The sequence below is a fragment of the Roseinatronobacter thiooxidans genome (assembly GCF_001870675.1).
GTDB lineage: Bacteria > Pseudomonadota > Alphaproteobacteria > Rhodobacterales > Rhodobacteraceae > Roseinatronobacter > Roseinatronobacter thiooxidans.
Window position 1 is genome coordinate 171,804 of record NZ_MEHT01000018.1, and the last position, 24,926, is coordinate 196,729.

Below are 24,926 nucleotides of genomic sequence, written 5' to 3' on the forward strand. Positions count from 1 at the left end.
GGCAAGAAAATGGAGGCTTCGGTCTATGGTCGGTCGGTTTTGTCAAACACGCCGCTAAGCGCGCGGCTCATGACATGGCTGGTACGGGGCCTTGGCAGCGCCTGAAACGGCAAGGGGCGGCAGATTTCCATTGCGGCAATGCCCAGCCGTGCGGTGAGTGCCCCATTGACCACCCCTTCGCCAAAGCGGCGCGAGAATTTTGACAGCACACTGCCCGAGGCCACCGAGCCGATCATGTCTTCGCCCACAGCCACGGCCCCTGTGGCCAGCAGATGGGTGATAACACCGCGCAGCAGCCGCAGGCTGCCCAAGGTGCCTGCGCGCCCGCCATAGATTTCTGCAATACGCCGGATCATGCGCAGATTGGTCACAAGGGCTGCCAGAACATCGATCAGGGCAAGGGGGATGAGAGCTGTCAGCAAGGCGACCTGACGCGCCGCCGCTTCCACCTCGCGCCGCGCGCGGGCATCGAGTGCGGCGAGAAGCGTCGTCTCGGTCAGGGCCAGAAGCCCGTCGGGATCGAGTTGGTCGGGCGCCATTTCTGTCAGGCGCGCGCGCGGCCATGCCATGTCGGTGCGGGTGCTGTAAAAGCTGTTCAGCGCCAGCACGACATTTTCGGCGCCCGCGCGGCTGGGCTGGTCGCGCGCCTCTGCGGCATGCCTACGGAGTGCATCGATCTGGCGCAGGCGGCGGAAACCGGCCCATTCGCGCCATGCCAGAACCAGCGCGGCACCTGTAATCACGACCAACAGTGCCAATGCCAGATAGCCAAGCGCTGTGTTGCGCGCGACCAGAGCGGTGACGAAATCCCACGCGGCCACACTGGCGGCAAGCGTGATGAAACCGGCCAGTGCCGACAGGCCCAGCCGCGCCCAAAGCGACAGCCGCGCGCGGCCTGCGCGCAGCGCCATCTGCATGGCGCGCCCTTCGGGGGGCGGCAGATCGTCATCGGGGGGGGGCGGGGCCGTGCCCGGGTCAAACTCGGCCCCGTCGGGCAGGTCGATCAGCAGGGGTTTTGATTTTGTCATTGCAACACATCCCCCATCAGGAAATCGGCTGCCGCATCCAGCCGGATATGGGGCAGCCCGTCGCCCGGCGCGCGGGTCAGGGGGGCGGGGGCAAAGCGCATGATCTGATAATCGGCATCCAGCCAATGCGCAGCACCCGCGCGCGCAGGCCCCACGACCTGCATCGGATCATCGGGCAGATCGCCTGCATAGAAGGCGGCCTGCCGTCCTGTGTCCAGCAAGCACCCGCGCACGCAATCCAGCGCCTGCCCGTCACGTTCATGCGTTTCTTCCACCGTGGCACGCAGGGCGGCGAGGGCCAGCGCCTGTGTTTTTGCGCCTGCGAAATCGGCACGGTCGCGCGACTGGCGCAGCAATGCGGCCATGATTGCCGTCAGCCGCGCATGCTGGCTGTGATGCAGGTGATCGGCCTTGGTGGCCGCAAACAGGATGCGCTCCACCCGTTTGCTCCCGAGAAGCCGTGTCAGCCATGCGTTGCGGCCGGGTCGAAAGGCGGCCAGCAATTCGGTCAGGGTCTGGCCAAGCCTGTCCACAGCCTCTGGCCCTGCATGGATCGCGCCCAGAACATCGGCCAGCACCACCTGACGGTCTATGCGGGCGAAATGGTCGCGGAAAAAGGGGCGGATCACTTGCGATTTATAGGCCTCAAAGCGCCGCGCCATTTCACGCGCGAGCGAGCCACGCCCGCCTGCATCTGCCAGCGGCACAAAGGTCAGCACGGGCGAGCCTGCCAGATCGCCCGGCAACAGAAAGCGGCCCGGCGTTATGTCAGGCAGGCCCAATGCGCGGGCCTGATTGAGATAGTTGGTGAAGGCTTCGGTCAGCGCTTGGGCCGTCCCCTCATCATGGCGGGCGGTGGCGTCAGTTGCTTGGAGTTGCGCCAGAATATCAGCGGCAAAATCGCGTTTTTTCATGCGCGCCAGCACTTCGGCGCTCCATTGCGCATAGGTTTTGTCCAGCAGCACCAGATCGAGCAGCCATTCGCCGGGGTAGTCGATGATATCGATATGGCGCACCTTGGCCCCGCGCATTCCGCCCAGCAACCCGCCGGGGCGGATGCGAAAGGACAGGCGCAATTGCGAGATGTGGCGTGTGCTGTCGGGCCAATGGGGGTTTGGGCCGCTGAGCGCGGCCAGATGGCGCTCATATTCGAACCGCGGCAGGGTGTCATCGGGTTGAGGTTGCAGGAACGCGGCCTCGATATGGCCGCCTGCAACGGCCCCCATCCGGCCCATGCGCCCGCGGTCCAGCAGATTGGCCACCAGCGAGGTGATGAACACCGTCTTTCCGGCCTGACTAAGGCCCGTCACACCAAGGCGCAGGGTTGGTTCAAAGAATGTCTCGGAAATGGTGCCGGTCACGCCGCTGGTCACGCGGTCCACGCCGCGCAAAACCCCATCTGCAAGTCTACCGATCACCATTGCCTGCCCCCTTGTCGTAATCACAGATAAGGGGGCAGGGCGGGGGTTGCCAGTATCACAGCCAGGAAAAGAAATCCGCGGGCGCGCGGGCGCGCAGTTTGGCGGCCAGGTCGCGGCCCAGATCGGCACCATCTGCTATCGGCGCGCGGCCTTCCTCGGACAGGCGCTCTGACCCGTCAGGGCGCAGGATCTCGCCGCGCAGCCAGATTTCACCCCCCTCGATCACGGCAAGGCCGGCAATCGGGGTTTCGCATGACCCGTCAAGGGCTGCGAGAAAGGCACGCTCGGCGGCCAGACGCTGGGTTGTGGCAAGGTCGTTCAGCGGGGCCAGCATTTCGGCCATGCGCGCGTCATCTGCGCGCCGTTCAATCCCGATGGCCCCTTGGGCGATGGCGGGCAGCATGTCTTCGGGCGCGATGGCGGATTGGGCGACATCGACCATGTTCAGGCGGTGCAGCCCGGCCATGGCCAGAAAGGTGCAATCGGCCACGCCATCATCCAGCTTTTTCAGCCGTGTCTGCACATTGCCACGAAATTCGACCACGTTCAGGTCGGGGCGGCGGCTGAGCAGCTGCGCGCGGCGGCGCAGGCTGGAGGTGCCGACAACCTGCCCCGGTGCCAGATCGGCCAGGGTTTTGACATGGCGCGAGATGAAAGCATCGCGCGTGTCTTCGCGCGGAAGGTAGCAATCCAGCAGCAGCCCGTCGGGTTGCACGGTCGGCATGTCCTTCATCGAATGGACGGCAATGTCGATGCGCCCCTCGATCATCGCCTCTTCGATTTCCTTGGTGAACAGCCCCTTGTTGCCGATTTCCTTTAGCGGGCGGTCGGCATCTATCAGCGTGCGGTCATCGCCTGTGGTCTTGATGACCACAATCTCGAACGCCGCCTCTGGCAGGTCATGGGCCGCCATCAGGCGCGCGCGGGTCTCATGGGCCTGTGCCAAGGCCAGCGGAGAGCCGCGTGTGCCGATCTTCAGGGGCTGGTCGGGGGTCGGGTAGCTGTGTGTCATATGCCCTGATTAGCCGTGCTCTGCGCCTCTGACAAGCGCAGAGTGTATCGCAGACTTGACATTGCGCGCCTGTCTTGGGACGAGAACAAGACCAAGGAGAGAGCCATATGACTGCGACTGCCCCCACAAAGACCATTTTGCGCGCCCTTGCGGGCGAAACACTGCCCACACCCCCCATCTGGATGATGCGTCAGGCGGGGCGTTACCTGCCTGAATACAAGGCCACGCGCGCGCAGGCAGGCGATTTCCTGTCTCTGTGCTATAACCCCGAACTGGCCGCCGAAGTGACCTTGCAGCCCATTCGCCGCTACGGGTTCGATGCCGCGATTCTGTTTGCCGATATCCTGCTGATCCCGCAGGCGCTGGGGGCGGATTTGTGGTTTGTCACCGGCGAGGGGCCACGCCTGTCCACGCTCAATGACATGGCAGGGGTCGAGGCGCTGAAACCTGTGGAGGCGATTCACGACACGCTGTCGCCGGTGTATGAAACCGTGAAAATCCTGTCGCGCGAATTGCCCGCCGAGACGACATTGATCGGCTTTGCCGGTGCGCCATGGACTGTGGCCACCTATATGATCGCCGGTCGCGGCACGCCGGACCAAGCGCCCGCCCATGCCATGCGCGAAGCCGCGCCAGAGGCGTTTGATGCGCTGATCAACCGGATCACGGTGGCGACAATCGAATATCTGTCCATGCAGATCGATGCAGGGGCCGAAGTGGTGAAAATCTTTGACAGCTGGGCAGGCTCGTTGAAGGGTGACGCGTTCCTGAAATATTCGCTGGAACCCGCGCGCCAGATCACGGCCGCGCTGAAAGCCCGCCATCCCGGCATTCCCGTCATCGCCTTCCCGCGCGAGGCAGGGGACGGCTATATCGGTTTTGGCAAAGCGACAGGGGCCGATTGCGTGGCGCTGGACAATTCGATCACCCCCGAATGGGCGGCAGAGCATGTGCAGGTGGATGGTTGTGTGCAGGGCAATCTGGCCTCCAGCCATATGGTGACAGGCGGGCAGGCGCTGGTCGATGCGACCGAACGTGTTGTGCGCGCTTTCCGCAACGGGCCGCATATCTTCAACCTCGGTCATGGCATCACCCCTGATGCAGACCCCGAGAATGTGGCCCTGATGATCGAGACAGTGCGTAACTTCCGCGAATAAGCTGACTGCGCACAACGGGCGCGCGGCCGTCCCGGGCTTGACCCGGGACCTCGCGGGCGGTGCCTTGAGGCCAGCATAGAGAACCCGGCTCTGCGGCCGGGTTTGCGTGGCGCGGGGGTCACTTCGGTGCGCGCAGCCCCAGAATGGCGCGCGCCTGCTGCCAGCTGGCTACGGGACGGTCATATGTCGCGCATATCTCGGCGGTGCGCGCGACCAATGCCGCATTGGACGGCGCAAGGCGGTCGCGGTCCAGCCGCATATTATCCTCCAGCCCCGTGCGGGTATGCCCGCCACGCGCAATCGCCCAGTCATTGACCACGATCTGGTTGGGTCCAATCCCCGCCGCGCACCACAGCGCATCCGGCGCAAAGCGGGCCAGCGTTTCGATATAGATATCCAGTATCCGTTCATCCGCGATCATGGCGTTTTTCACCCCCATCACGAATTGCACATAGAGAGGGCGCTTCAAACGCCCGTCATCGGCCATTTTCGCAGCCTGAATGATATGGCTCAGGTCAAACGCCTCGATTTCCGGCATGACATCATATTTTTGCATCTCTACTGCCAGCCAGTCCACCAGATCGGGCGGATTCTCATAGACGCGGGTCGGGAAATTGTTGGACCCGACCGAGAGCGATGCCATGTCAGGGCGCAGCGGCAGCATGCCGCCCCGCGCCTGCCCCGCCCCGGACCGCCCCCCTGTCGAGAACTGGATGATCATGCCGGGGCAATGTTTCTCCAGCCCCTCTTTCAGGCGGGCGAATTTCTCTGGGTCGGATGAGGGCGTTTCATCGTCATTGCGAACATGACAATGCGCGATGCTGGCGCCTGCCTCAAAAGCGGCCTGCGTGCTTTCAATCTGCTCGGCCACTGTGATCGGCACAGCCGGATTATTGGCCTTGGTCGGCACCGAGCCTGTGATGGCGACCGCGATGATGCAGGGGGTGGTCATGGGCATTCTTCCTTCCAGACTGTCTACGGCTTGCATATGCCGCGTTCTGGTGCGCGTGCATGCTGATGTGCCTGCAAAACCTTGCGGCAGGATACAGGCTTGTGCAAGACTACACCACGCAAGCTGGGTTTTGCAAAGACGGCCTCTGAGAAAGGAAACTGCGCGTGCAACGTGTCACAATCACCTTGCCCGGCCCGTTATGCACGGAATTGGACCGCCATGTTGCGGACAGGCGCTATGACAACCGCTCTGAGGCCGTGCGCGACCTGCTGCGCACAGCCCTGCGCGACACCGCCGCCCCTGCGCAGACCGGCACGGCGATGGGTGTTCTGTCTTATGTCTATGACCATCACACCCGCGATCTGGCCAGCCGTCTGATGCACCATCACCATGACCACCATACGCTGAGCATCACCACAAGCCATGTCCATCTGGACCATGACACATGTCTGGAAACCGCCATTCTGCGCGGCCCTGTCGCGGCTTTGCGCGCCTATGCCGATGGCGTTCTGGGCCAGCGCGGCGTCCTGCATGGCAATCTGTTCCTGATCCCGATTGAAGCGCGCGTGCACACCCATGACCATGGCCACGGCGCAGACCACCATGAGCATCTGCATGTGAAAGACAGCTTTTAGGCTTCGGCCGTGATATAGGATTCGCTGTGTCTCTGGCTTTTGCGCGGGTGTCTGCATTGGCGAGACAGGCAGAGATGCAGGTGCAGCGGATGCGCGAAGGGCGGTCTGCGGACGGAGCGGACGTTCGATACATCTGTGCATAAATCCAGAGAGATCAGAAGTTTGACCAGTCTGTTGCTTTGGTTATCAGATGGTATAGGATTTTTTCCAGATAGATTCTTGCAAACTTTCAATCGACAAAGAGGGCAAAGATGGGAAAACGCGGTCTGGACGATCCTTTCTATGAACGCCTGCACACATTTCTAAATGCGACTAAGGGTGAGACCGAAAGGGGGCGCGCCCTTGTCGCAGCTTCATTGATCGAGGAAATGCTCGAAGAGGTTCTGCGGGGCTTTTTCTTGGCTGACTCGGCGACAAAGAAACTGTTTGACGATCCAAACGCCCCACTATCTACACTTTCATCAAAGGCTTCGGCTAGCCGAGCGCTCGGGCTAATATCAGCCGAAGAATTCAGAGATATCGAGTTGGTTCGGAAAATACGTAATGCTTTTGCGCACAGCGTAATGTGTTCATTCGACAATGATAAAATCAAAAGTTGGGCTAGTGCGCTAAAGGTAGGAATGTCCACCCTCGACGCACTTGAAAATGGGCACAAGTCACGTGTGGATGACCCGAAACAGCGATTTGGTATGGTAACTGCAAGTCTTGTCAGTTCACTTTATAATCGCGCTCACTACGTGAAAAAAGAGCGGCTAACAGATCGAACCTGGCCACTATAGCTGTTTTCTAGTTGTGATTGCTTGCGTCGGCAAAGCGCTCATACCAACGAAGCCGCACGCGGCACGCGCCCAAGGCATCGCTCATATGAAACGGCCATAAACGGCATCAGATGGACACACCGCACCACCTAGGCCGTGGCTTGCGGACTGTGACCGTGGCTGGCCGCGTCATGCGGTGTCAGGGAATGCGGAACCTCTTGCCCATGCGCGGCCATCAACGCCGCATTGCCCAACACCTCGCGCGCAGGGCCATCGGCGCAGATGCGCCCTGCGTCCAGCACGATCACGCGCGGGCACAGGTCCAGCAGCAGTTCCAGATCATGGCTGGCAATCAGCATCGCCTGCTCCATGCCTGCCAGCAGCGTGATCAGGCGGCGGCGGCTGCGCAGGTCCAGCGCGGCAGAGGGTTCGTCCAGCAGCATCAGCGCGGGCTGCATCACCAGCGCCCCCGCGATGCAGGCGCGGCGCTTTTCGCCACCGGACAACTGGGTGACGGGCCGATCCTCCAGCCCGCTTAGCCCGCAAGCGTCCAAAGCATCCGCGACACGGGCTGCCACCTCGGGCGCGGGCAGGCCCAGATTGCGCGCGCCAAAGGCGACATCCTCGATCAGGGTGGGGCAAAACAGCTGGTCATCGGCCTGTTGGAACACCAGCGCCACATCCGGTTGGAACTGGCCTTTGCGCACAGGCTGGCCCGAGAGGCGCAACGCGCCGCTTTGGGGGGGCAGAATGCCCGCAATCGTGTGAAACAGGCTGGTCTTGCCCGCGCCATTCGGCCCCACCAGCCCCACACGCGCGCCCCGCTCCAGCGTGAAACTTACATCTTCCAGCACCGGCCCCTGCCCCGGCCAGCCCACTGACACAGTGTCGAGTTCCAGCAGGCTCATAAGCGGTCCAGCCACAGGACAAACAGCGCCAGCACCAGCGCGCCCGCCATGAAACCCCAATCGCGCGCAAGCAGCGGCGGCGCAGGGGCCGCCAGCCCTGAACTATAGCCGCGCAAACGCATTGCCGCCCAGAGCTGTTCGGACCGCGCCTGCGCGCGGATCAGGCTGGTGGCCAGCAGCAGCGCATGTTCGGGCAAGGCCCGCCACCCCGATCTGCCCCCGCGCAACCGTCTCGCAAGGCGTGCGCGGGCCAGTTGCGCCGCGACCTCGTCCATATAGCGCAATGTCAGCAACGCGAGATCGGCCATCAGCGCAGGCACGCCCAGCGCGCGCATGGCGGCAACCAGTTGCAGCACCGGCACTGGAGAGAGCAGCGCCAGCGTCAGCGCAACAATGGCCAGCAAGCGCGCGGCAATCAGCGCGCCTGCCTGCGCCCCCTCCAGATACAGAGTAAGCGGGCCGATGCGGGCAAACACTGTCTCGCCCGCGATCATCGGCAAAACCACCATAAACCCGCAGGCCAGCACCACAGCGCCCCGAAGCCGCGCCAATTCGCGCCATGACAGGCCAGCGGCTAACACCGCCACAGCGGCGATGGCCCCCAGCGCAAGCAGGGTGTCAAGGGTTTGCACAGCGGCAAAGCCGAATGCCAGCACGAAAGCGGCAACCAGCCGCGCACGCGCGGACACTGGGGTGGCGACCGCCCTAGCCATAAGACAGCAAGTACGGCGCGGCGCGGCGCAAGACGCGCAAGACAGCCACCACAATCACCCCCTCGGCCAGCATCAGGGGGATATGCGCCAAGGCGAAGGCCTGAAGCGCTGCCCGTTCTGCCGCAGGGTCCAGCGCCACCGGCAGGCCCGCCAGCACAAGGCCCGCGAAAATCGCAACAGCGGCCAGAACCGCGCCACAGCCCGCGCAGAGCGCGGCGAGATCAGGCCAGCGCGTGCCCCCCACCTGCCAGATGCCAAAGGAGAGCAGCGCAGGCAGCCCAAGGATCAGCCCATTCAGCCCCAACGTGGTCAGCCCGCCATGCCCGAACAGCACCGCTTGCAAAAACAGGCCCACCAGAATGGCAGGCACGGCGAACCAGCCCAGCATCACCCCCAACAGCCCCGCCAGCACCAGATGCACCGAGGCAGGCGGCACAGGTATTGCCACCAGAGAGGCCGCGAAGAACACAGTTGTCAGCATGGCCGCGCGCGGGATAGCGGCGGACGGGTCTGCCATCTGCTTGATGCGCGACAGCGCCACCGCGGCCAGCAGCCCCGCGCCGCCATAGCCCGCCAGCGCCATCTGCACCGGAACAATACCATCAGGCAGATGCATCGCTTCCCCCTTTGCGCGCGCGGATATACAGGCCCGTTCCCAGCGCCCCCCACGCGACCAGCGCCACCATCAGCGCGCGTTGGGTCCATGTCTGCGCGGGGGCACGCGCTAGGCTGGCAGGGGCAGCCCCGCCAATCTCGACCGATGTGGTCACCCCATGCCCCGCCTGCCGCATCTGCACCGCCCAAGCCCCTGCTATGGCATCGGGGATGAACTCGAACCGGCCATCACGATCCGCGACGCCCTGTCCCCAGACTTCAGTCGGTGCATCGGGGGCGTAGATGATGACCTGCGCATGGGCCATCGGCGCGCCTGTGTCATAGCGGGCATGCAGGCGGATGGCTTGGGCGGTTTCAACCTCGATCACCGCGGCGTGGCTATGCGCGGCCATCGGGGCGCTGATACCCAGCGTCAGGACAAGGCCAAAACAGGCAGCAAGCCGGTGCATGAAAGATGTCCTATTGCCGAGGGTATGATGTTTCTATGAATTTGTCATACCCGCGCGGGGCGAGGCGTCAAGCGGGGCATTCGAGCCTTTGAAACCAGCGCTTCCAAAGCTCATGTATATGAAAAACCTGAAATTTCCGCCTGAAACCAACGCCGCGCAATGGCGCAGGCAGGACATGCTGCACATTTCAAGCTAGCGCTATATGCCTGAATATTTTGCGCTAAATGAAAATATGACCGAAAACTGGGCAAACTACGAATCTCAAAGCCCGCCGCACTTCACCCCGCGCGGCTGCCCGTATTCCTCGCCGTGCCCATATACAGGATCGATGTCAGCGGCAGGCGGCCGAATTTCAGATCGCCGCGCAAGTTTATGCCGCGCGGGCCAAGCCCTGTCAGTGGCCCCGGTTCCAGCCCTGCCGCTGTCAGCGCCGCGCGCAACTCTGCCGGTTTGATGAACATGGCGGGGTCATGCGTGCCTTTGGGCAGAATGCGCAGCACATCTTCGGCCATGGTAATGGTCACCAGACGCGCAAGCGGGTTGCGGTTGATCGTGTCGAACAGGAACATCCCGTCAGGGACCAGCACGCGCGCCACCTCGGACATGACAAGGGGCAAGTCCTGCACATGTTCCAGCACATCGACGCAGACCACCGCATCGAAACTTTCCGGTTCGTAGGGCAGCGCTTCGCCCACGCCCACATCATAGCGGATATCATGGCCCATCTGCGCGGCATGGGCGCGCGCGGCCTCCACTGCCTGCGCGGCGGGGTCAATGCCAGTCACTTGCGCGCCGCGCGCGGCCAGTGCCTCGGCCATGAAGCCGCCCGCGCAGCCCAGATCCAGCACGCGCTTGCCCGCCCAGTCGATCTGGCGATCGAACCATGACAGCCGCCCCGGCACCATGGCTTTCAGCGTCCGCACCCAGCGTATCTCGTCCGACCACCAGTGATCGGCCACCTTGTCATAGATTGTCAGGTCATTTCGGGTCATTGGACGGAATCCTTGGCAGGGCATAGGGGGTGCGGGCGCGATACTGGGCAAACCTGTCGCCATAGCGGGCAGCGAAGCGGCGTTCTTTCAGGCGTGGGGCCAGCAGACAATAGGCAGTATAGCTGATGGCCAGAAGCAACTGGTCCGGTGTCCAGACAGGCACGGTCCACAGCGTCAGGGCAAAAGCCACATAGATCGGCTGGCGGATCAGGCGGAACAGCCCGCGCGTGGGCATGTCGGGAAAGCGCGGGGCGATGCGCCCCATCAGCGACATCCAGCCCAGCGCGCCCGATTGCACTTCGGCCCCCGCATCGAAACTGGCTTTCAGCAAGATCAGCCATGACGCGCCATAAGCTGCGCAGACAAGCACAAAGGCCACCCCCTCTGCGCGCCACCAGACAATGCCGGATGGTGTCCAGAGCGCGAATAACGCCAGCAATTGCAAGGACGCGATCAGCGCATAGGTCGTGGTTGCCAGCGTGGCCCCATGCGGGCCGGGAACCAGCCGCGCCAGCAGGCGGCTGCCTTTGGCTGTCAGAAACAGCGAATGCGCCAGCGGGAATTGCGCGATCAGCGCGATATTCGCCGCCCAGGCATAGGGCTGCGGCACCTGCCCGAAGCTTTCGCTTAAGCCAAAGAACATGGCCACGATCATGGCCAGCACGGCCAGCGCGAAGACCAGATGCGTGGTCAGCCCCAGCACCAGCGCCAGTGCAATGCGCCCCGCCCCTGCGGGCGGGCGCGCGGCGGCGCGGATCAGACGCAACAGGCCAGTGACGCGCGGGTCATCCCACATGGGCTTGGCCCAAGATAGCGCGAGCAATCGCGCGCCCGCTGGCCCAAGCATCCTCGACCCGCGCGCCAAGGCACCAGTCACCGCCCAGATACAGGCTGCGATCGGCAGAATGCAGGAACGGCTGGCCCAAGGGCTGCGCCACCCGCGCATAGCGCCAGCGATGCGCGCTGGCATAGGTTGCATGACGGGGGTCGGCCCCTATCGCATCGCATAATAGCGGCAGCAGTTCCGCCGCAATCTGGTCGGGCGTCAGTTCCAGATGCGCGGCAGACCAGTCCGCGCCCGCCTGCGCAACCCATGTGGTTGCCACAGCGCTGCGCGCCGGTTTGCTACTATTCTGCGCGATCCATGCCAGAGGGTGGGCTGTGTCGTATCTGTGCATGAACGGGCGCGGGCTGTCGGGCGGGAAAGCGGCCATCAGGGTCAGGCAGGGCTGCATCCGCAGGGCGGCCACACCCTCCACAAGCGGGTGATCCGCACCCAGCAGGCCCGCCACTTGGGGCGCAGGGATGGTGACGATGACGCGCGGGGCCAAAAACACCCCTTGCGCCGTTGAAACCTGCCAGCCGTCCCTTGCCTGCACCAGTGCTGTCACCTCGCAGCTTTGCCGGATATCCAGCCCCGCCGCCATGGCCCGCGCCAGCGCTGTCATACCCGGCGCGCCCACCAGATGGGGCGCATCGGCCCCGTCTTGCCACAGCGCCGCACCGGCCTGTTCCAGTTCGCGCGCAAAGCCTGCATCGCGCGGGTTCACATATTGCGCGCCGTGATCGAAGCTGACCTCGCCCGCAGGCAAGGCAACGCGCCGCGTGGCGATGCGCCCGCCAATGCCGCGCCCCTTGTCCAGAACCATAACCGATTGCCCCGCACCGGCAAGGGCGCGCGCGCAGGTGATCCCTGCCATGCCCGCCCCGATGACCAGCACATCTGAATGTAACTTATCGCCCTGCACCATATTCCCCTGATGGACCACCTACCCGCATGGCGGGAGTTAACGCGCGCCACGGCGCTTTCAAACCGATAATGCCCTGTACCTCGGTCCAGCCGCCAGCGCGTGACACCCCCATCGCCAGAAGGGGCCAAGCCTTGGATGGGCGCGCTTTGGCCTAGCCACGGGCCAGCGCTGTCAGTGTGTCATGCAAAGGGCGTGGCAGCGCGATCATGGTTGCACGGGCCGCACGCTCGGCCATGCGGCGGGCACCGGGCAGGCGCGCGCCCTCCTGCCCCTCAATCGCGGCAAACATCGCCTCGGCGCGGTCGGTGAAGCCGGGCGCAAAGCGTGCGGGGTCCAGCACAAGGATGAAATGCGCCAGATCGGGCGCAGGGCCTTTGTCATCAAACAGCGAACTGGCCTGATAGGCGAAATTCGCGCCCGCCAGCCCCGCTGTCAGCAATTCGACCATCAGCGCAAGTGCGGCGCCCTTGGCCCCGCCAGAAGGGACCATTGTGCCCGCCATCGCAGCGTCGGCATCGGTTGTCGGGTTGCCTGCCACATCCATTGCCCAGCCTTCGGGAATAGGTGTGCCTGCTTTTTGCGCCAGCATTACCTTGCCGCGCGCCACATGGCTAAGTGACAGGTCAATCACCAGCGGCGCACCGCTTGCGCGCGGGGCCGCGAATGCGATGGGATTGGTGCCATAGAGCGGGCGATTGCCGCCCCAAGGGGCCATTGCTGCGGGCGCATTGGCAAGCGCCATGGCGATCAACCCCTCTCGCGCAAAGGGTTCGACCGCCTGCCCTGCCACACCAAAATGATGCGAATGCGTGACCGACACAACCGCCACGCCCAGTTCCCGTGCGACAGCGCGCGCCGCCTGTGCGCCTGCCGCGATTGCGGCAAAGGCCAGCCCGTATCCGGCATCAACCCGCAGCACTGCACCATCGCGCGTGATAACAGGTTCGGCTTGGGCCTGAACCTTGCCGGTGCGCATCTGGTCTGCATAGAACGGCGCGCGCGCCAACCCGTGCGAGGGCAGCCCCTCCTGCTCGGCCTGAACCAAGGCCTGTGCGGCGGGGCGTGCCAGTTTTTCGGGCATGCCTGCCGCTGCAAATGCCGCAACAACCAGCGCAATCGCGGCATCCGGGGGTATCTGGACTGTATCCATCGCGGCTATCCTGTGTTCTGCTCTCGCGCTTATGCTTGAAATGCCTATAGTTTTCACCTGATACCGAAGTCAATGATGCGGCTGGACAGGGTCGACCGCAGCGTGGTTCTGTGGTGCCAAAGGCAAACCAGCCAAAGCGGGCTGCGCGAAATATTCGACCTGAAGGAGCGAGGGGCGATGGGCCATCAACAAGCGGACAGCGCGGGTCAGCATGCATGCCTGCATCTGGGGTTTCTGATCTTTTCAGGCTTTCCGATGGCCTGTCTGACCTCGATGATTGAACCCTTGCGGGCCGCAAACGAGATTTCGGGGCGCGAGGCGTTTCGCTGGTCGCTGATCTCGGAAGATGGGGCAGCGGTGGAAAGCAGCGCGAAAGTTGCGTTTCACCCCTCTGCCAAACTTGCTGGCGTGCGGGGGGTGGATCATATCGTCCTGCTTTCGCCGCCAAATGGGCGGTTTGCCAACCCGCGGCAGGGCAATGGCGCGCTGCGCGCGCTGGCACGCCACGGCACAGTTCTGGGGGGTGTTAGTGGGGGGGTGTTTCCGCTGGCGCGGGCGGGGCTGCTGGAGGGGCATGTCACCTCGGTGCATTGGTGCTATGCCAGCGCCTTTGCCGATGAATTCCCCGACCACCCCACCACGGATGAGGTGATCGCAGCCCAAGGGCGGCGGCTGACAGTCTCGGGGGCGGCGGCGGCGTTCGATGCCGCCCTGATGCTGATTGACCAGCGCCTTGGGCGCGAGGTCATGACCGAAGTGGCCTGCTGGTTCCAGCACCCGCAGGTGCGCGGCGCAGGCGAGCGGCAGAAAATCCCCGCGCTGCGCGCCGCCGCCACATCCGACATGCTGCCCGAGCCTGTAGGCCGCGCGGTGCGGATCATGTCGGAAAATCTGGCAGAGCCGGTCAGCATTGCCGATATCTGCGCGCAGATCGACCTGTCGCCGCGCCATCTGGAACGGCTGTTCAAAACGCTGACGGGCAAAAGCCCGCTTGTCTATTATCGCAACCTGCGGCTGGCGGCGGCGCGGCAACTGGTGATGTATTCCAACAAATCCATGAACGAGGTGGCGCAGGCCATCGGCTATGCCAGCGCCAGCCCCTTCCGCCAGCGCTATCTGGAAACCTATGGCCTGACGCCAGACGAGGAACGGCGCAAGATCAACACCTTCCGCGTGCGCGACAACCGGCCTGTGCCATCGGTTTAAGAGCTAGGGACGGAGAAGAAGACAAGCCGCGCAGCGTCGAGCCGCGGTGCGGCGATCCCCGATCTATGCTGGATAACTTTATGCCAGCCAAATCCGCGTAAGATCAAAGCTGTGCACATCGGCCAGCCAAATCGCCGTGTCGTCGGTGCGGCCCGGCGATGCGCGGCGGCGCTGTGCGCCTTGATTCCGCGCAATCGCACTCAATCGAAAGGCGGGTTTTAACCGCACCCCAAACAAACCAGATACGCAAGGCACACTATATGATGCGCCAAAAGCTAACTCTGGTGAATATACTCCCCCGGTGCCGCAGCCAAGCTTGCCGCAGGCTTTCGCGCGGCCACAAGGCCGCTGCTTTGATCCTCCAGCCAGCGCGCCCATTCCGGCCACCAAGACCCCCCAACCGGGTCATGCGTGGCAAGCCACCTGTCGGGGCCGACATAATGCGCGCCGGGCGGTCTGTGCCCCACGCGGTAATGCCGCCCCTTATGCCCCGGTTCAGACAGAATGCCGCCATTATGCCCGCCTTTGGTCAGCACCAGATGCATGTCGCAATCGGTGAACAAGGCGGTCTTGTAGACCGAGCGCCACGGCGCGATATGGTCCGTCTCTGTGGCGACAACGAACATGGGCGCGTCAATATCTTTCAGCGCAATCACACGCCCCTCAACCGCAAAGCGCCCTGCCGTGATGCGGTTTTCCAGAAACACGCCGCGCAGATATTCCGAATGCATCCGCGCGGGCATGCGGGTGGTGTCATTGACCCACACACTCATATCCGTGGGCAAATCCGGCTCTCCCAGAAAATATCGCCGCACCGCGCGCGACCAGATCAGGTCTTCGGAGCGGATCGCGGCGAATGCGCCCGACATCTGGGGGCGGTCCAGATAGCCTTGCGCCCACATCATGTCTTCCAGATAGGCGACCTGACTTTCATCCAGAAACAGCAGCAATTCGCCCGCTTCAACGAAATCCACCTGCGCCGCCATCAGCGTGACAGAGGCCAGCCGCGCGTCACAATCGCGCGCCATTGTCGCGGCAGTGATCGCCAGCAAGGTGCCGCCCAGACAATAGCCATTCGCATGGACCTTTTGATCGGGCACAATGCCATTCACCACATCCAGCGCCTGCATGACGCCCTGAAGGCGGTAATCTTCCAGCGACCATTCCGCATGCTCGGCCCCCGGATTGCGCCAAGAGATGCAAAACACCGTGTAGCCCTGCCCCACCAGCCAGCGGATCAACGAGTTTTCCGGCGAAAGGTCCAGAATATAGTATTTCATGATCCATGCAGGCACGATCAGCACCGGCTCTGCCTGCACCTTGTCGGTGGTCGGGCTGTACTGGATCAGTTCCATCAGCGCGTTGCGGTACACCACCTCGCCCGGTGTGCAGGCCAGCACCTTGCCCAAGGCAAATTCCTGCGGCACAGGCCGGTGTTCATGGGCCAGAACATGCTGCGCATCATCGGCAAAATGCAGCGCACCATCAACAAGGTTGCGCGCGCCCGTTGCCCATGTCTTTTCCAAAATCTCGGGGTTTATGGCCGGGAAATTCGCAGGCGACACTGTGTCCAGCAGCTGGCGCATCATGAAGCCTGTGCGCTGCGCGTTCTGCCGTTTCAGCCCGCGCAGATCTGAAGTGGCGGCCTGCCACCAGTCCTGTGCGCCCAGAAAACCTTGTTGCCAGACCGCAAAAGGGGGTTTGTCCCAGCCCGCATGCGACCAGCGCGTATCATAGCGCCCCGGCGCAAAGGGTTTGTCCTTGGTCTGGCCCAGCGTTGCGGCAGTGGCGAATTGGGCCAGCTTGATCCAGTTTTCCTGCGCACGCTCCATCAACTCGATCTGGCGGCCCGGTGCGCGGCCCAGATGCATCGCCCAATCGCCCCATGCATCCAGTATCGCATGGGGCGACAGGCCCGAAGTCATGCGCGCCAGACTGGCCATGGCGCTGCGGTCCAGGGCTGCATGCGCATGGGGCGGGCCATCGCGGGGGCCTTGTGGCGGGGTGGGTGCGGGCACGGGCCGCGGCGGGGGGGCTGGCGACAGGTCAACGCGTGCGGGTTTGGGGCGCTTGGGCTTCGGGGTCATGCTGTGGCCTTGTGCTGGAGGGGGGCATTCGGACGGGCAAACCGGAGATGCGCCGCCGCGTGGCTGGGCTGTCATGGGCGGCGAGATGCCAAAGTGGTCATGCCATATCTGACCATGACAACAGCCGCGCGTCACTGATCCATGTCAACTCCGCGCGGGACAGGCACAGGGGCGCCCACCCCCCTTTGGCCAGAGCGCCACACCCGCAGCCATTGACCCCACATGACCTTGACATATCCGCAAATCGCAGCGAGAGAGGGGCCATCGGTCTGACGCGCGCAAGCGTGTCGAGAGTGATACATTCCCGCCCTTGCCGTGTTGACAAGACGCAAGGACGCATATCAGCACCATGCTGTGCTTTGTGCAATTTCTTCCAATGTGACGTTCGGTGATGGGTCCGATAGATGTCGCGTTGACCCATCTCAACGGCAGACCCTGCCAAAACACTATGGATATATATTCGCTATGATCACTCCCCTGTCCGAAGCCCTTGCAGAACGCGGCTTCGACAAACTCACCCCTGTCCAGAACGCCGTCACAGCCGACGATATCATGGATCAGGATTTGCTGGTGTCAGCGCAAACCGGGTCGGGCAAGACCGTGGGCTTTGGCATGGCCATCGCCCCCACATTGCTGGGCACGGAAGAACGCTTTGGCCCCGCAGCCGCGCCCTTGGCGCTGGTCATCGCCCCCACGCGCGAGCTGGCTTTTCAGGTCATGCGCGAGCTGACATGGCTTTATGCGAAAACCGGCGCGATTGTCACATCTTGTGTGGGCGGCATGGACAGCCGGCAGGAACGCCGCGCGCTGGAACGCGGCGCGCATATCGTTGTCGGCACACCGGGGCGCTTGCGCGACCATATCGAGCGCAACGCCCTTGATCTGGGCGAATTGCGCGCCGTCGTGCTGGATGAGGCCGACGAGATGCTGGATATGGGCTTTCGTGAAGACCTTGAATTCATGCTGTCAAAGTCACCCGCAGAACGCCGCACGCTGATGTTCTCGGCCACCGTATCGCCGATGATCGCCAAACTGGCCAAGCAATACCAGCGCGATGCGCGCCGGATCAGCACACTGGGCAGCACTGACCAGCATGCTGATATTTCCTATCAGGCGCTGCGCGTGGCGGCATCTGACAGCGAACATGCCATTTTCAACCTGCTGCGCTTTCATGCCGAAGAAAGCGCGATTGTCTTTGCCAATACGCGCGCAGCCGTCAGCCACCTGTCGGCCCGCCTGACCAATCGCGGGCTGGCCACTGTCACGCTGTCGGGCGAGTTAAGCCAGACCGAACGCACCCACGCCCTGCAAGCCATGCGCGATGGGCGCGCGCGGGTTTGTGTGGCCACCGATGTGGCCGCGCGCGGGATTGACCTGCCAAACCTGAACCTTGTCATCCATGCCGATCTGCCCAGCAATACCGAAAGCCTGCTGCACCGCTCTGGCCGGACAGGGCGCGCGGGGCGCAAGGGTATCTCGGCGCTGATCGTGCCGCCACGGGCTGTGCGCAAGGCTGAAAATCTGCTGAAATGGGCCAAGATTTCGGCAGAATGGACCACCGCGCCATCGGTCGAGGATATCTTGCAAAAGGATGAAGAACGCCTGCTGGCCGATCCGGCATGGACCACGCCTTTGACCGAGGATGAACAGACCTTCGCGGCCAAACTGCTGGCCCTGCATGCGCCAGAGGTGGTGGCCGCCGCCTATTTGCGCCTGTATCAGCAACGCAACGCCGCACCCGAAGATTTGCTGCCACCAGAGACGAAACCCGCCGCGCGCGAACACCGCGAATTCGGCCCAAGCCGTTGGTTCGCCCTGTCGGTCGGGCGCGATGACAAGGCAGAACCGCGCTGGATTCTGCCGCTATTGTGCCGCGCGGGCAATCTGGACAAGACCGCCATCGGCGCGATCCGCGTGCAGGATAACGAGACGCATGTCGAGTTGACAGAGGCCAGCGCCGCTGGCTTCATGGCCACTTTGGGCGCAGGCGGGGTGCTGGAAGACGGGATCATCGCGCGCCCGATGGACTCGGCGCCCGACAGAAACTCGGGCGGCGGCAGGCCATCTGACGCGCCACGCGCCCCGCGCGCGCCCCGCGCCGAAGCCCCTGCACACCCCCGCCCTGCAGGCGGGTACGACCGCCCCGCCCCCGCCGCCCGCGCAGAGGGCGAGCGCAAGCCGCGCCACAGCGCAACCACCAAAAGCAAGCCCGATGCCTATAAGCCGAAGGACAAGCCCGAAGGGTTCAAGCCAGACACCTACCGCCCGAAGGACAAGCCTGAAGGGCCGCGTCCCAAGGACAGCTACAAGCCCAAAGACAGGGCGGACAGCCCCCGCGCCAAGGACAGCTACAAGCCGAAGGACAAACCCGATGGCCCGCGCGCCAAGGCCAAGTTCGACCGGCCTGACCCAGTGGCACGGGACAAGCCAAAGCCCAAACCCATGGGCAAGCCTGCCCCCATCGGTGATGCGCGCGACAGCTCCAAGCGGTTCACACCGCCCGGACAGGCGAAACCCGCCGCGCGCAAACCGCGTGCCACCGCACGCCCCGGCGGGGCAGAACCGCCAAAGCGCGGCAAACGCTGAGAGATTGAACAGGCCGGACGCTTAGCGTCCGGCCTGTTCCGTTCTGCCCCGCGCCAATGCCTCAAACAGCGCAAACAGGATCAGGCTTTGCGCCGCCAGCACCAGAAGGGCCGCAAACATCAGGTCCGTCTGCCCGCGCCCGTTGGCCATCAGCATCAGATACCCCAAGCCCCGCGACGACCCCACCCATTCGCCAATCACCACTGCGAAAGGCGCATAAACCACCGCCAAACGCAGGCCAGAGGCCAGCGCGGGCAGCGCATTGGGCAGTTGCAACAGGAACAGGCGGCGCAAGGGTGTTGCGCGCATCATCTGTGCCAGATCGGCCAGCGGTGCAGGCAAGCGCATCAGCCCGTCGAAAAACGCCGAGGTGACGGGAAAATAGATCACCAGCATGACAATCACGATCTTGGACGCCGCGCCATAGCCCAACCATAGCGTCAGGATCGGGGCCAGTGCAAAGACGGGCACGGCTTGGGCAAAGATCAGCATGGGGCGCAGCAACAGCCGCGCACCGGGCGACAGCGCCAGATTAAGCGCAGTTGCCACCCCCAGCGCCACCCCTGCGACCAACCCTATGCCCAGATTGACCGCTGTAAAGCGCGCATGTTCCCACAAAAGCGGCGCATTGGCCCATAGGCTGGCCCCCACGCGCCCCGGCCCCGGCAAGATGAAATGCGGCACCCCGCTGGCCCAGACCACCACTTGCCACACGCCCAGCGCAAAGCCCAAAGCCAGCAGAGCGCGCAGAATTGGGGTGTTCAGCCAGCGCATAAGACAGGCCCCAAACTGTGCAGGCGCGCGAGCAGTTGCGCTTGTGCGGCCAGTGTTTCGGGCGCGGTGAAATCGCGCGGAGTGGGGCTGGCGGGCAGGGCCAGCGATTCCGCCCCAAGGGGGCCAAGCAGATAGGCATGATCCGACAGGCGGATAGCCTCTAACGGGTCATGAGTGATCAGGATCACGCAGCGCCCCTGCAACAGCTTCGCCGCCAGATCCTGCATAGCCAGCCGTGTGACAGTGTCCAGCGCGGAAAACGGCTCGTCCAGCACAACGATGGGGCAATCTTCCATCAGCACGCGGGCCAAGGCCACGCGCTGGCGCTGGCCACCCGACAGGGCGGCGGGCCGCCGCCCCTCCAGCCCCGCAAGCCCGACCTGCGCCAGCAGCGCGCGGGCGCGGGCCAGATCAGGCCGCGCACCCCGCAGCCGCGCGCCGATGGTGACGTTTTGCACACAATCCGCCCAAGGCAAAAGCTGCGCATCCTGCGCCATCATTGCCACATGGCCTGCCAGCGCCCTGCCGTTTCCGGCAAGCTCCCCCTCCAGCCGGTAAGGGCCGGGCAGACCTGCGATCAACCGCGCAAGGGTGGATTTTCCCACACCAGAGCGGCCAAGCAGGCAGGACCAGCGCGCCGCCGGAAACTCCAGCGCCAGATTGCGGATCAGGGGCGCATCGCCCATCCACAGATCACCGCTCAGGCGCAGGGTGCTCATGCGCCGTCCAGACCCATCTGCCAAAAGCCCACTTCCAGCCGCGTGGCCGTGGCAAAGCGCTGCGCCAGATGGTCAAAGCGCGGCGAGCCGGCCCAATCCGGCCCCAGCCTGTAGGCCAGCGCGCCATCGATCAAGCCGCCCACATCATGGCACAGCGCCTGATACTCTGCCCCTGCATAAGTCTCGATCCAGTCTGAATATGGCCCGCCACTGCCCGCCAGCCGCGTGCCGATTTCGCCATAGCCCAGCACGCAGGGCGCAAGGGCGGCCATCAGGTCCAGAAAATCGCCCGAATAGCCTGCCTCCAGCACATAGCGGGTATAGGCAAGGTTGGCGGGTGCTTCGACTGTCGCCTCCAACGCGGGCGCATCAATACCTGCGCGCGCACAGACCTGCACATGCAATGGCATTTCATGATGCACCAGCGCCTGCACCGTGGCGGATGCCGCCTGCATTTCCGCCAAAGTGCCCGCCTTGGCCGCCGCCAGCGCCCAAGCCCGCGCGAAATGGATCAGGAACACATAATCCTGCCGCAAGTAATGCAGGAAATCCTGGCGCGGCAGATCACCCCGCCGCAGCGCCTCGACAAATTCATGCCGCGTATAGGCGTCCCATTCCGGCGCGGCCTTGCGCCAGAGAGTGAAGGCGCGGCCATATTCCGGCGCGCTCATTTCGCGGCCCTTGCAGTAACGTCCAGCGCCAAAGCATCGACCGACAACCCGCCCGCAGTGGCCCCGCGTTCGGCCAAAAACGCCTCGAACCGCGCATAGCGGCCTGCATCCAGTGCGGCAGGGCGGGTGGCAAAGCGCGGCCATGTATCGCCCCATGCGCGGGTGTTCAATTCGGTCTGCAACTCGGATGCGGCGGCAGAGAAAATCTGCCAAGCCTGATCGGGGTTGTTCAGGATAAAGCCTGTCGCGCGTTCGGTCGCATCCAGAAAACGCGCGATGACATCGGCATCCATCCGGTCGGGGTTGGCGACATAGATCAACTCGTCATAGCTGGGCACGCCCTCGGATTCGGGGTAGAAACAGCGCCCCTCGGTGCCTTCAATCGCCAGTTGGTTCAGCTCGAAATTGCGAAACGCGCCGATCACGCCATCGACCTGCCCCGACATCAGCGCGGGCGAGATAGACCAGCCGATATTGATCTGCTCGACATCGCCCGGCACCATGCCATGATGGGCCAGCATCGCATCCAGCATCACCTCCTGCACGCCTGCCACGGCAAAGCCCACTTTGCCGCCGCGCAAATCCGCCATCTCCTGCACCGGCCCATCTGCCAGCACCACAAGGCAGGTCAGCGGGGTGGAAATCAGCGTACCGACACGGCGCAAGGGCAGGTCGTTATGGCGGCTAAGGTGCAGTTGCGGCTGGTAGCTGATCGCTATATCCACCCGCCCCGCAGCGGCCATGCGCGGCGGGGCGTTGGGGTCTGACGGGGTGACGGTTTCCACCTCCAGCCCTGCATCGGTGAAATAGCCCAGTCCCTGCGCCAGAATGATGGGCGCGTGGTCGGGGTTCACGAACCAGTCCAACATCACGCTCAGGCGGTCTTGGGCATGGGCGGGCAGGGCGAGGGTGGTGGCCAAAAGCGTGGTTGCAAACAGGTGTTTCATGGGCGGTCCTTTCACTCGTTCAGGGCCAGCAGGGCAATATCGCCCGACCAGTGGGATTGCAGGGTTTGGCCCGCATTATGGGCGCGCAGGCCTGTGGCACAGGCCAGCACAACGCGCGCGCCTGAAGGCGGCGCAAGGGTGGTGATCGCATGGGGGGGGATATGGCGCGCCTCTGCGCGAAAGGGCGCGGCCTCGTGGCGCAGGTCGATCAGCAGGTCATCCGCGCGGGTCTGGCTGCGCGCGATAAAGGGCAAGGGCTGCAAGGGTTCGGGTGCGGCATCAAACCGAAAGCCCCCCATCCGCCAGCGCGCCGCGTCAAGGCTGACAAGTTGGCCCAGCGGTGAAGGGGTCAGGCCCAGCAGCACCGATAAGGCCATCTGCGCCTGCAATGCCCCGATGCTGCCCACCACCGGCCCCATCACACCGGCAGTCGCACAGGTGGCCCCGCGTTCGGGCAGGTCGGGGAAGATGGCGCGCAAGGACGGGGCCGCGCCGCAGCACCCCGCCACATAGCCCGACAGCGCCAGCGCCGAGGCTGTGATCAGCGGCTTGCCCCTCTCGCGGCAAGTGTCCGACAGTATCAGGCTGGCCGCGAAGGTATCGGCGCAATCCAGCACCAAGTCGGCCGCCGCCACCAGCGTGGGGGCATTGGCAGGGTCCAGCCAGTCGGTCAGCGCGGTGACATTCACATCGGGGTTCAGCGCCTGCAACGCGGCGGCGGCGGCATGGGCCTTTGGCTGGCCGATCTGGTCCATCCGGTACAGCGGCTGGCGGTGCAGGTTATGCGCGGCCACCGCATCGGCATCGACCAGCGTGATCCGCCCAACACCCGCGCCTGCCAGATACTGCACCACAGGAACGCCCAGCCCCCCTGCCCCAACCACCAGCACATGCGCGCGCCCCAGCCGCGCTTGCCCCTGCGTGCCGATTTCAGGCAAGATCATCTGGCGGGCATAGCGCGTCATGCGCAGACCCCAAGCCATTCACGCATGCGCGCCTCCGGGTTTGGGTTTAGGGTAATGTCAGTGACAGCCGAGACGATATCCGCGCCCGCCGCAAACGCGCCCGCCGCACGTTCCACCGACATGCCGCCGATAGCCACCAATGGGGTGTCGCCCACCAGCCGTTTCCATTCGCTGACCCGCTCCAACCCCTGCTGGTGCCATTTCATCTGTTTCAGGATGGTGGGGTAAACCGGCCCCAACGCGACATATTCCGGTGCAAGGGCAAGCGCGCGGTCCAGTTCTGCATGATCATGCGTGGACAGGCCCAGCTTGATCCCCGCGCGCCGGATCGCAGGCAGATCAGCCGCGTCCAGATCCTCTTGGCCCAGATGCAGCCATTCGGCCCCTTCCTCGATCGCCATTTGCCAATGGTCATTGACAACCAGCGCCGCGCCATGCGCCCGCGCCATCGCCAGCCCCACGCGAATATCCAGCCGCAAAGCGTCGGGGCTGCGGTCCTTGATGCGCAGTTGAACGAATTTCACGCCAAGGGGCAGCGCGCGTTCCAGCCAGTCGGCACTGTCGAAAATCGGGTAAAACCGGGGCAGGTTCATAGCCATGCCTTTCCAATGACAGGGGTTGAGGGGGCCGCCATGTCACGCGGGGCCATCGGGTCGGCCGTATGGGCCAGCGCGCCCGCCTGTGCGGCCAGCGCGAACGCGCGCGCCATTGCGACAGGATCGCCCGCTTGCGCAACGGCGGTGTTCAGCAAGACCGCGTCAAAGCCCATTTCCATCGCATCCGCTGCATGGCTGGGCAGGCCAAGGCCCGCATCAATGACCATCGGCACATCCGGAAACGCCGCGCGCAGGGTGCGCAGCCCGTAGCGGTTGTTCAACCCAAGGCCAGAGCCGATGGGCGCGCCCCAAGGCATCAGCACCTTTGCGCCCGCTTCCAGCAGGCGCGCGGCCAGAACCTGATCCTCGGTGGTATAGGGAAACACCTCGAACCCGTCTGCGGCCAGCGCTTCGGTCGCCGCCAACAGGCCGAACGGGTCGGGCTGCAATGTGTCGGCATGGCCGATCACTTCCAGCTTGATCCAGTTCGTCTCGAACATCTCGCGCGCCATATGGGCGGTGGTGATCGCCTCTTTCGCACTGTAGCAGCCAGCCGTATTGGGCAGGACATGCACGCCAAGGCTGCGAATAATCTGCCAGAATGCCTGCCCCTGCCCCGCTTCACGGCGCAGCGACACCGTGGCGACGGACGCCCGAGAGGCGCGAAACGCATCCTCCAGCACTGCGGGCGAGGGGTATTGCGCTGTCCCCAGCATCAAGGGTGTCTCCAGCGTGACACCATAAAAATCGCGCATCATCTCTCTCCATTTTTCTGGGGCGCGGGGCGCAGGCAGCAGGCGCAACGCAGCGCCCGCACCTGCGCGGGCGCCTCTC

Annotated in this window: 25 protein-coding genes; 5 read left to right on the forward strand and 20 right to left on the reverse strand. The window is 64.1% G+C overall.

Annotation, left to right across the window (positions count from 1 at the left end):
- Window positions 1-23: 23 nt before the first annotated feature.
- Genes BG455_RS10235 through hemC form a run of 3 tightly spaced genes read right to left on the reverse strand, consistent with a single transcriptional unit; the run spans window position 24 to window position 3,461 of the window.
- The gene (locus BG455_RS10235; protein ID WP_071469884.1) at window positions 24-1,028 is read right to left on the reverse strand and encodes a YcjF family protein; all 1,005 of its coding nucleotides are present in this window, start codon (window positions 1,026-1,028) and stop codon (window positions 24-26) included.
- Entirely contained in the window at window positions 1,025-2,449 is a 1,425-nt protein-coding gene (locus BG455_RS10240) for a YcjX family GTP-binding protein (protein ID WP_071469885.1), read from the reverse strand. The genes BG455_RS10235 and BG455_RS10240 overlap by 4 nt, the downstream gene beginning before the upstream one ends.
- A 55-nt stretch (window positions 2,450-2,504) precedes the next feature.
- On the reverse strand, window positions 2,505-3,461 hold the full coding sequence (hemC, locus tag BG455_RS10245) for a hydroxymethylbilane synthase (protein ID WP_071469886.1): 957 nt from the start codon (window positions 3,459-3,461) through the stop codon (window positions 2,505-2,507).
- Window positions 3,462-3,568: 107 nt separating this feature from the next.
- Between hemC and hemE the strand changes: the two genes are divergently transcribed.
- Window positions 3,569-4,618 carry a uroporphyrinogen decarboxylase gene (gene hemE, locus BG455_RS10250; RefSeq protein ID WP_071469887.1) on the forward strand — a complete coding sequence of 350 codons (1,050 nt, stop codon included), beginning with the start codon at window positions 3,569-3,571 and terminating at the stop codon, window positions 4,616-4,618.
- 118 nt (window positions 4,619-4,736) lie between these two features.
- Here the strand turns inward: hemE and BG455_RS10255 are convergent, their stop codons facing one another.
- Entirely contained in the window at window positions 4,737-5,570 is an 834-nt protein-coding gene (locus BG455_RS10255) for a 3-oxoadipate:acetyl-CoA acetyltransferase (RefSeq protein WP_071469888.1), read from the reverse strand.
- 164 nt (window positions 5,571-5,734) lie between these two features.
- On the opposite strand from BG455_RS10255, the gene nikR reads away from it, so the two are divergent.
- Complete coding sequence (nikR, locus tag BG455_RS10260) at window positions 5,735-6,205, forward strand: nickel-responsive transcriptional regulator NikR (RefSeq protein WP_071469889.1); 471 nt, start codon at window positions 5,735-5,737, stop codon at window positions 6,203-6,205.
- A gap of 251 nt (window positions 6,206-6,456) precedes the next feature.
- Window positions 6,457-6,984: a hypothetical protein gene (locus BG455_RS10265; protein WP_071469890.1), complete on the forward strand. Its 528-nt coding sequence runs from the start codon at window positions 6,457-6,459 to the stop codon at window positions 6,982-6,984.
- Window positions 6,985-7,112: 128 nt separating this feature from the next.
- On the opposite strand, the gene BG455_RS10270 is transcribed toward BG455_RS10265, so the two are convergent.
- The 8 genes from BG455_RS10270 to BG455_RS10305 form a co-directional block, all read right to left on the reverse strand.
- Entirely contained in the window at window positions 7,113-7,871 is a 759-nt protein-coding gene (locus BG455_RS10270; protein WP_071469891.1) for an energy-coupling factor ABC transporter ATP-binding protein, read from the reverse strand.
- Window positions 7,868-8,584, reverse strand: coding sequence for an energy-coupling factor transporter transmembrane component T family protein (locus tag BG455_RS10275; protein ID WP_084386240.1), 717 nt, complete (start codon window positions 8,582-8,584; stop codon window positions 7,868-7,870). The genes BG455_RS10270 and BG455_RS10275 overlap by 4 nt, the downstream gene beginning before the upstream one ends.
- Window positions 8,577-9,200 (reverse strand): cobalt transporter CbiM, encoded by a 624-nt coding sequence (gene cbiM, locus BG455_RS10280; RefSeq protein WP_071469893.1) that lies wholly within the window; start codon window positions 9,198-9,200, stop codon window positions 8,577-8,579. The genes BG455_RS10275 and cbiM overlap by 8 nt, the downstream gene beginning before the upstream one ends.
- The gene (locus tag BG455_RS10285; RefSeq protein ID WP_071469894.1) at window positions 9,187-9,648 is read right to left on the reverse strand and encodes a hypothetical protein; all 462 of its coding nucleotides are present in this window, start codon (window positions 9,646-9,648) and stop codon (window positions 9,187-9,189) included. Before BG455_RS10285 ends, cbiM begins: the two co-directional genes overlap by 14 nt.
- A gap of 278 nt (window positions 9,649-9,926) precedes the next feature.
- On the reverse strand, window positions 9,927-10,640 hold the full coding sequence (gene ubiG, locus BG455_RS10290) for a bifunctional 2-polyprenyl-6-hydroxyphenol methylase/3-demethylubiquinol 3-O-methyltransferase UbiG (RefSeq protein ID WP_111361244.1): 714 nt from the start codon (window positions 10,638-10,640) through the stop codon (window positions 9,927-9,929).
- The gene (locus BG455_RS10295) at window positions 10,627-11,436 is read right to left on the reverse strand and encodes a methyltransferase family protein (protein ID WP_071469896.1); all 810 of its coding nucleotides are present in this window, start codon (window positions 11,434-11,436) and stop codon (window positions 10,627-10,629) included. The genes ubiG and BG455_RS10295 overlap by 14 nt, the downstream gene beginning before the upstream one ends.
- Window positions 11,426-12,388 (reverse strand): NAD(P)/FAD-dependent oxidoreductase, encoded by a 963-nt coding sequence (locus BG455_RS10300; RefSeq protein WP_245735521.1) that lies wholly within the window; start codon window positions 12,386-12,388, stop codon window positions 11,426-11,428. Before BG455_RS10300 ends, BG455_RS10295 begins: the two co-directional genes overlap by 11 nt.
- A gap of 154 nt (window positions 12,389-12,542) precedes the next feature.
- Window positions 12,543-13,541, reverse strand: coding sequence for an Ldh family oxidoreductase (locus BG455_RS10305; RefSeq protein ID WP_071469898.1), 999 nt, complete (start codon window positions 13,539-13,541; stop codon window positions 12,543-12,545).
- 75 nt (window positions 13,542-13,616) lie between these two features.
- Here BG455_RS10305 and BG455_RS10310 point away from each other — a divergent pair, with 75 nt between their 5' ends.
- Window positions 13,617-14,747 (forward strand): GlxA family transcriptional regulator, encoded by a 1,131-nt coding sequence (locus BG455_RS10310; protein WP_245735522.1) that lies wholly within the window; start codon window positions 13,617-13,619, stop codon window positions 14,745-14,747.
- Between the two features lie 275 nt (window positions 14,748-15,022).
- On the opposite strand, the gene BG455_RS10315 is transcribed toward BG455_RS10310, so the two are convergent.
- Window positions 15,023-16,834 carry a PHA/PHB synthase family protein gene (locus tag BG455_RS10315; RefSeq protein WP_084386241.1) on the reverse strand — a complete coding sequence of 604 codons (1,812 nt, stop codon included), beginning with the start codon at window positions 16,832-16,834 and terminating at the stop codon, window positions 15,023-15,025.
- 465 nt (window positions 16,835-17,299) lie between these two features.
- On the opposite strand from BG455_RS10315, the gene BG455_RS10320 reads away from it, so the two are divergent.
- On the forward strand, window positions 17,300-19,420 hold the full coding sequence (locus BG455_RS10320) for a DEAD/DEAH box helicase (RefSeq protein WP_071469899.1): 2,121 nt from the start codon (window positions 17,300-17,302) through the stop codon (window positions 19,418-19,420).
- Between the two features lie 21 nt (window positions 19,421-19,441).
- Here BG455_RS10320 and BG455_RS10325 read toward each other — a convergent pair whose 3' ends face one another.
- The 7 genes from BG455_RS10325 to BG455_RS10355 are packed head-to-tail and all read right to left on the reverse strand — an operon-like array spanning window position 19,442 to window position 24,847.
- Window positions 19,442-20,194, reverse strand: coding sequence for an ABC transporter permease (locus BG455_RS10325; RefSeq protein WP_071469900.1), 753 nt, complete (start codon window positions 20,192-20,194; stop codon window positions 19,442-19,444).
- Window positions 20,182-20,913: an ABC transporter ATP-binding protein gene (locus BG455_RS10330; RefSeq protein ID WP_071469901.1), complete on the reverse strand. Its 732-nt coding sequence runs from the start codon at window positions 20,911-20,913 to the stop codon at window positions 20,182-20,184. Before BG455_RS10330 ends, BG455_RS10325 begins: the two co-directional genes overlap by 13 nt.
- Complete coding sequence (tenA, locus tag BG455_RS10335; protein ID WP_071469902.1) at window positions 20,910-21,584, reverse strand: thiaminase II; 675 nt, start codon at window positions 21,582-21,584, stop codon at window positions 20,910-20,912. Before tenA ends, BG455_RS10330 begins: the two co-directional genes overlap by 4 nt.
- Window positions 21,581-22,531 carry an ABC transporter substrate-binding protein gene (locus tag BG455_RS10340; protein ID WP_071469903.1) on the reverse strand — a complete coding sequence of 317 codons (951 nt, stop codon included), beginning with the start codon at window positions 22,529-22,531 and terminating at the stop codon, window positions 21,581-21,583. Before BG455_RS10340 ends, tenA begins: the two co-directional genes overlap by 4 nt.
- An 11-nt stretch (window positions 22,532-22,542) precedes the next feature.
- Window positions 22,543-23,496: a HesA/MoeB/ThiF family protein gene (locus tag BG455_RS10345; RefSeq protein ID WP_071469958.1), complete on the reverse strand. Its 954-nt coding sequence runs from the start codon at window positions 23,494-23,496 to the stop codon at window positions 22,543-22,545.
- Window positions 23,493-24,089 (reverse strand): thiamine phosphate synthase, encoded by a 597-nt coding sequence (locus tag BG455_RS10350; RefSeq protein WP_071469904.1) that lies wholly within the window; start codon window positions 24,087-24,089, stop codon window positions 23,493-23,495. Before BG455_RS10350 ends, BG455_RS10345 begins: the two co-directional genes overlap by 4 nt.
- Window positions 24,086-24,847 (reverse strand): thiazole synthase, encoded by a 762-nt coding sequence (locus BG455_RS10355; RefSeq protein ID WP_071469957.1) that lies wholly within the window; start codon window positions 24,845-24,847, stop codon window positions 24,086-24,088. Before BG455_RS10355 ends, BG455_RS10350 begins: the two co-directional genes overlap by 4 nt.
- Window positions 24,848-24,926: the final 79 nt, after the last annotated feature.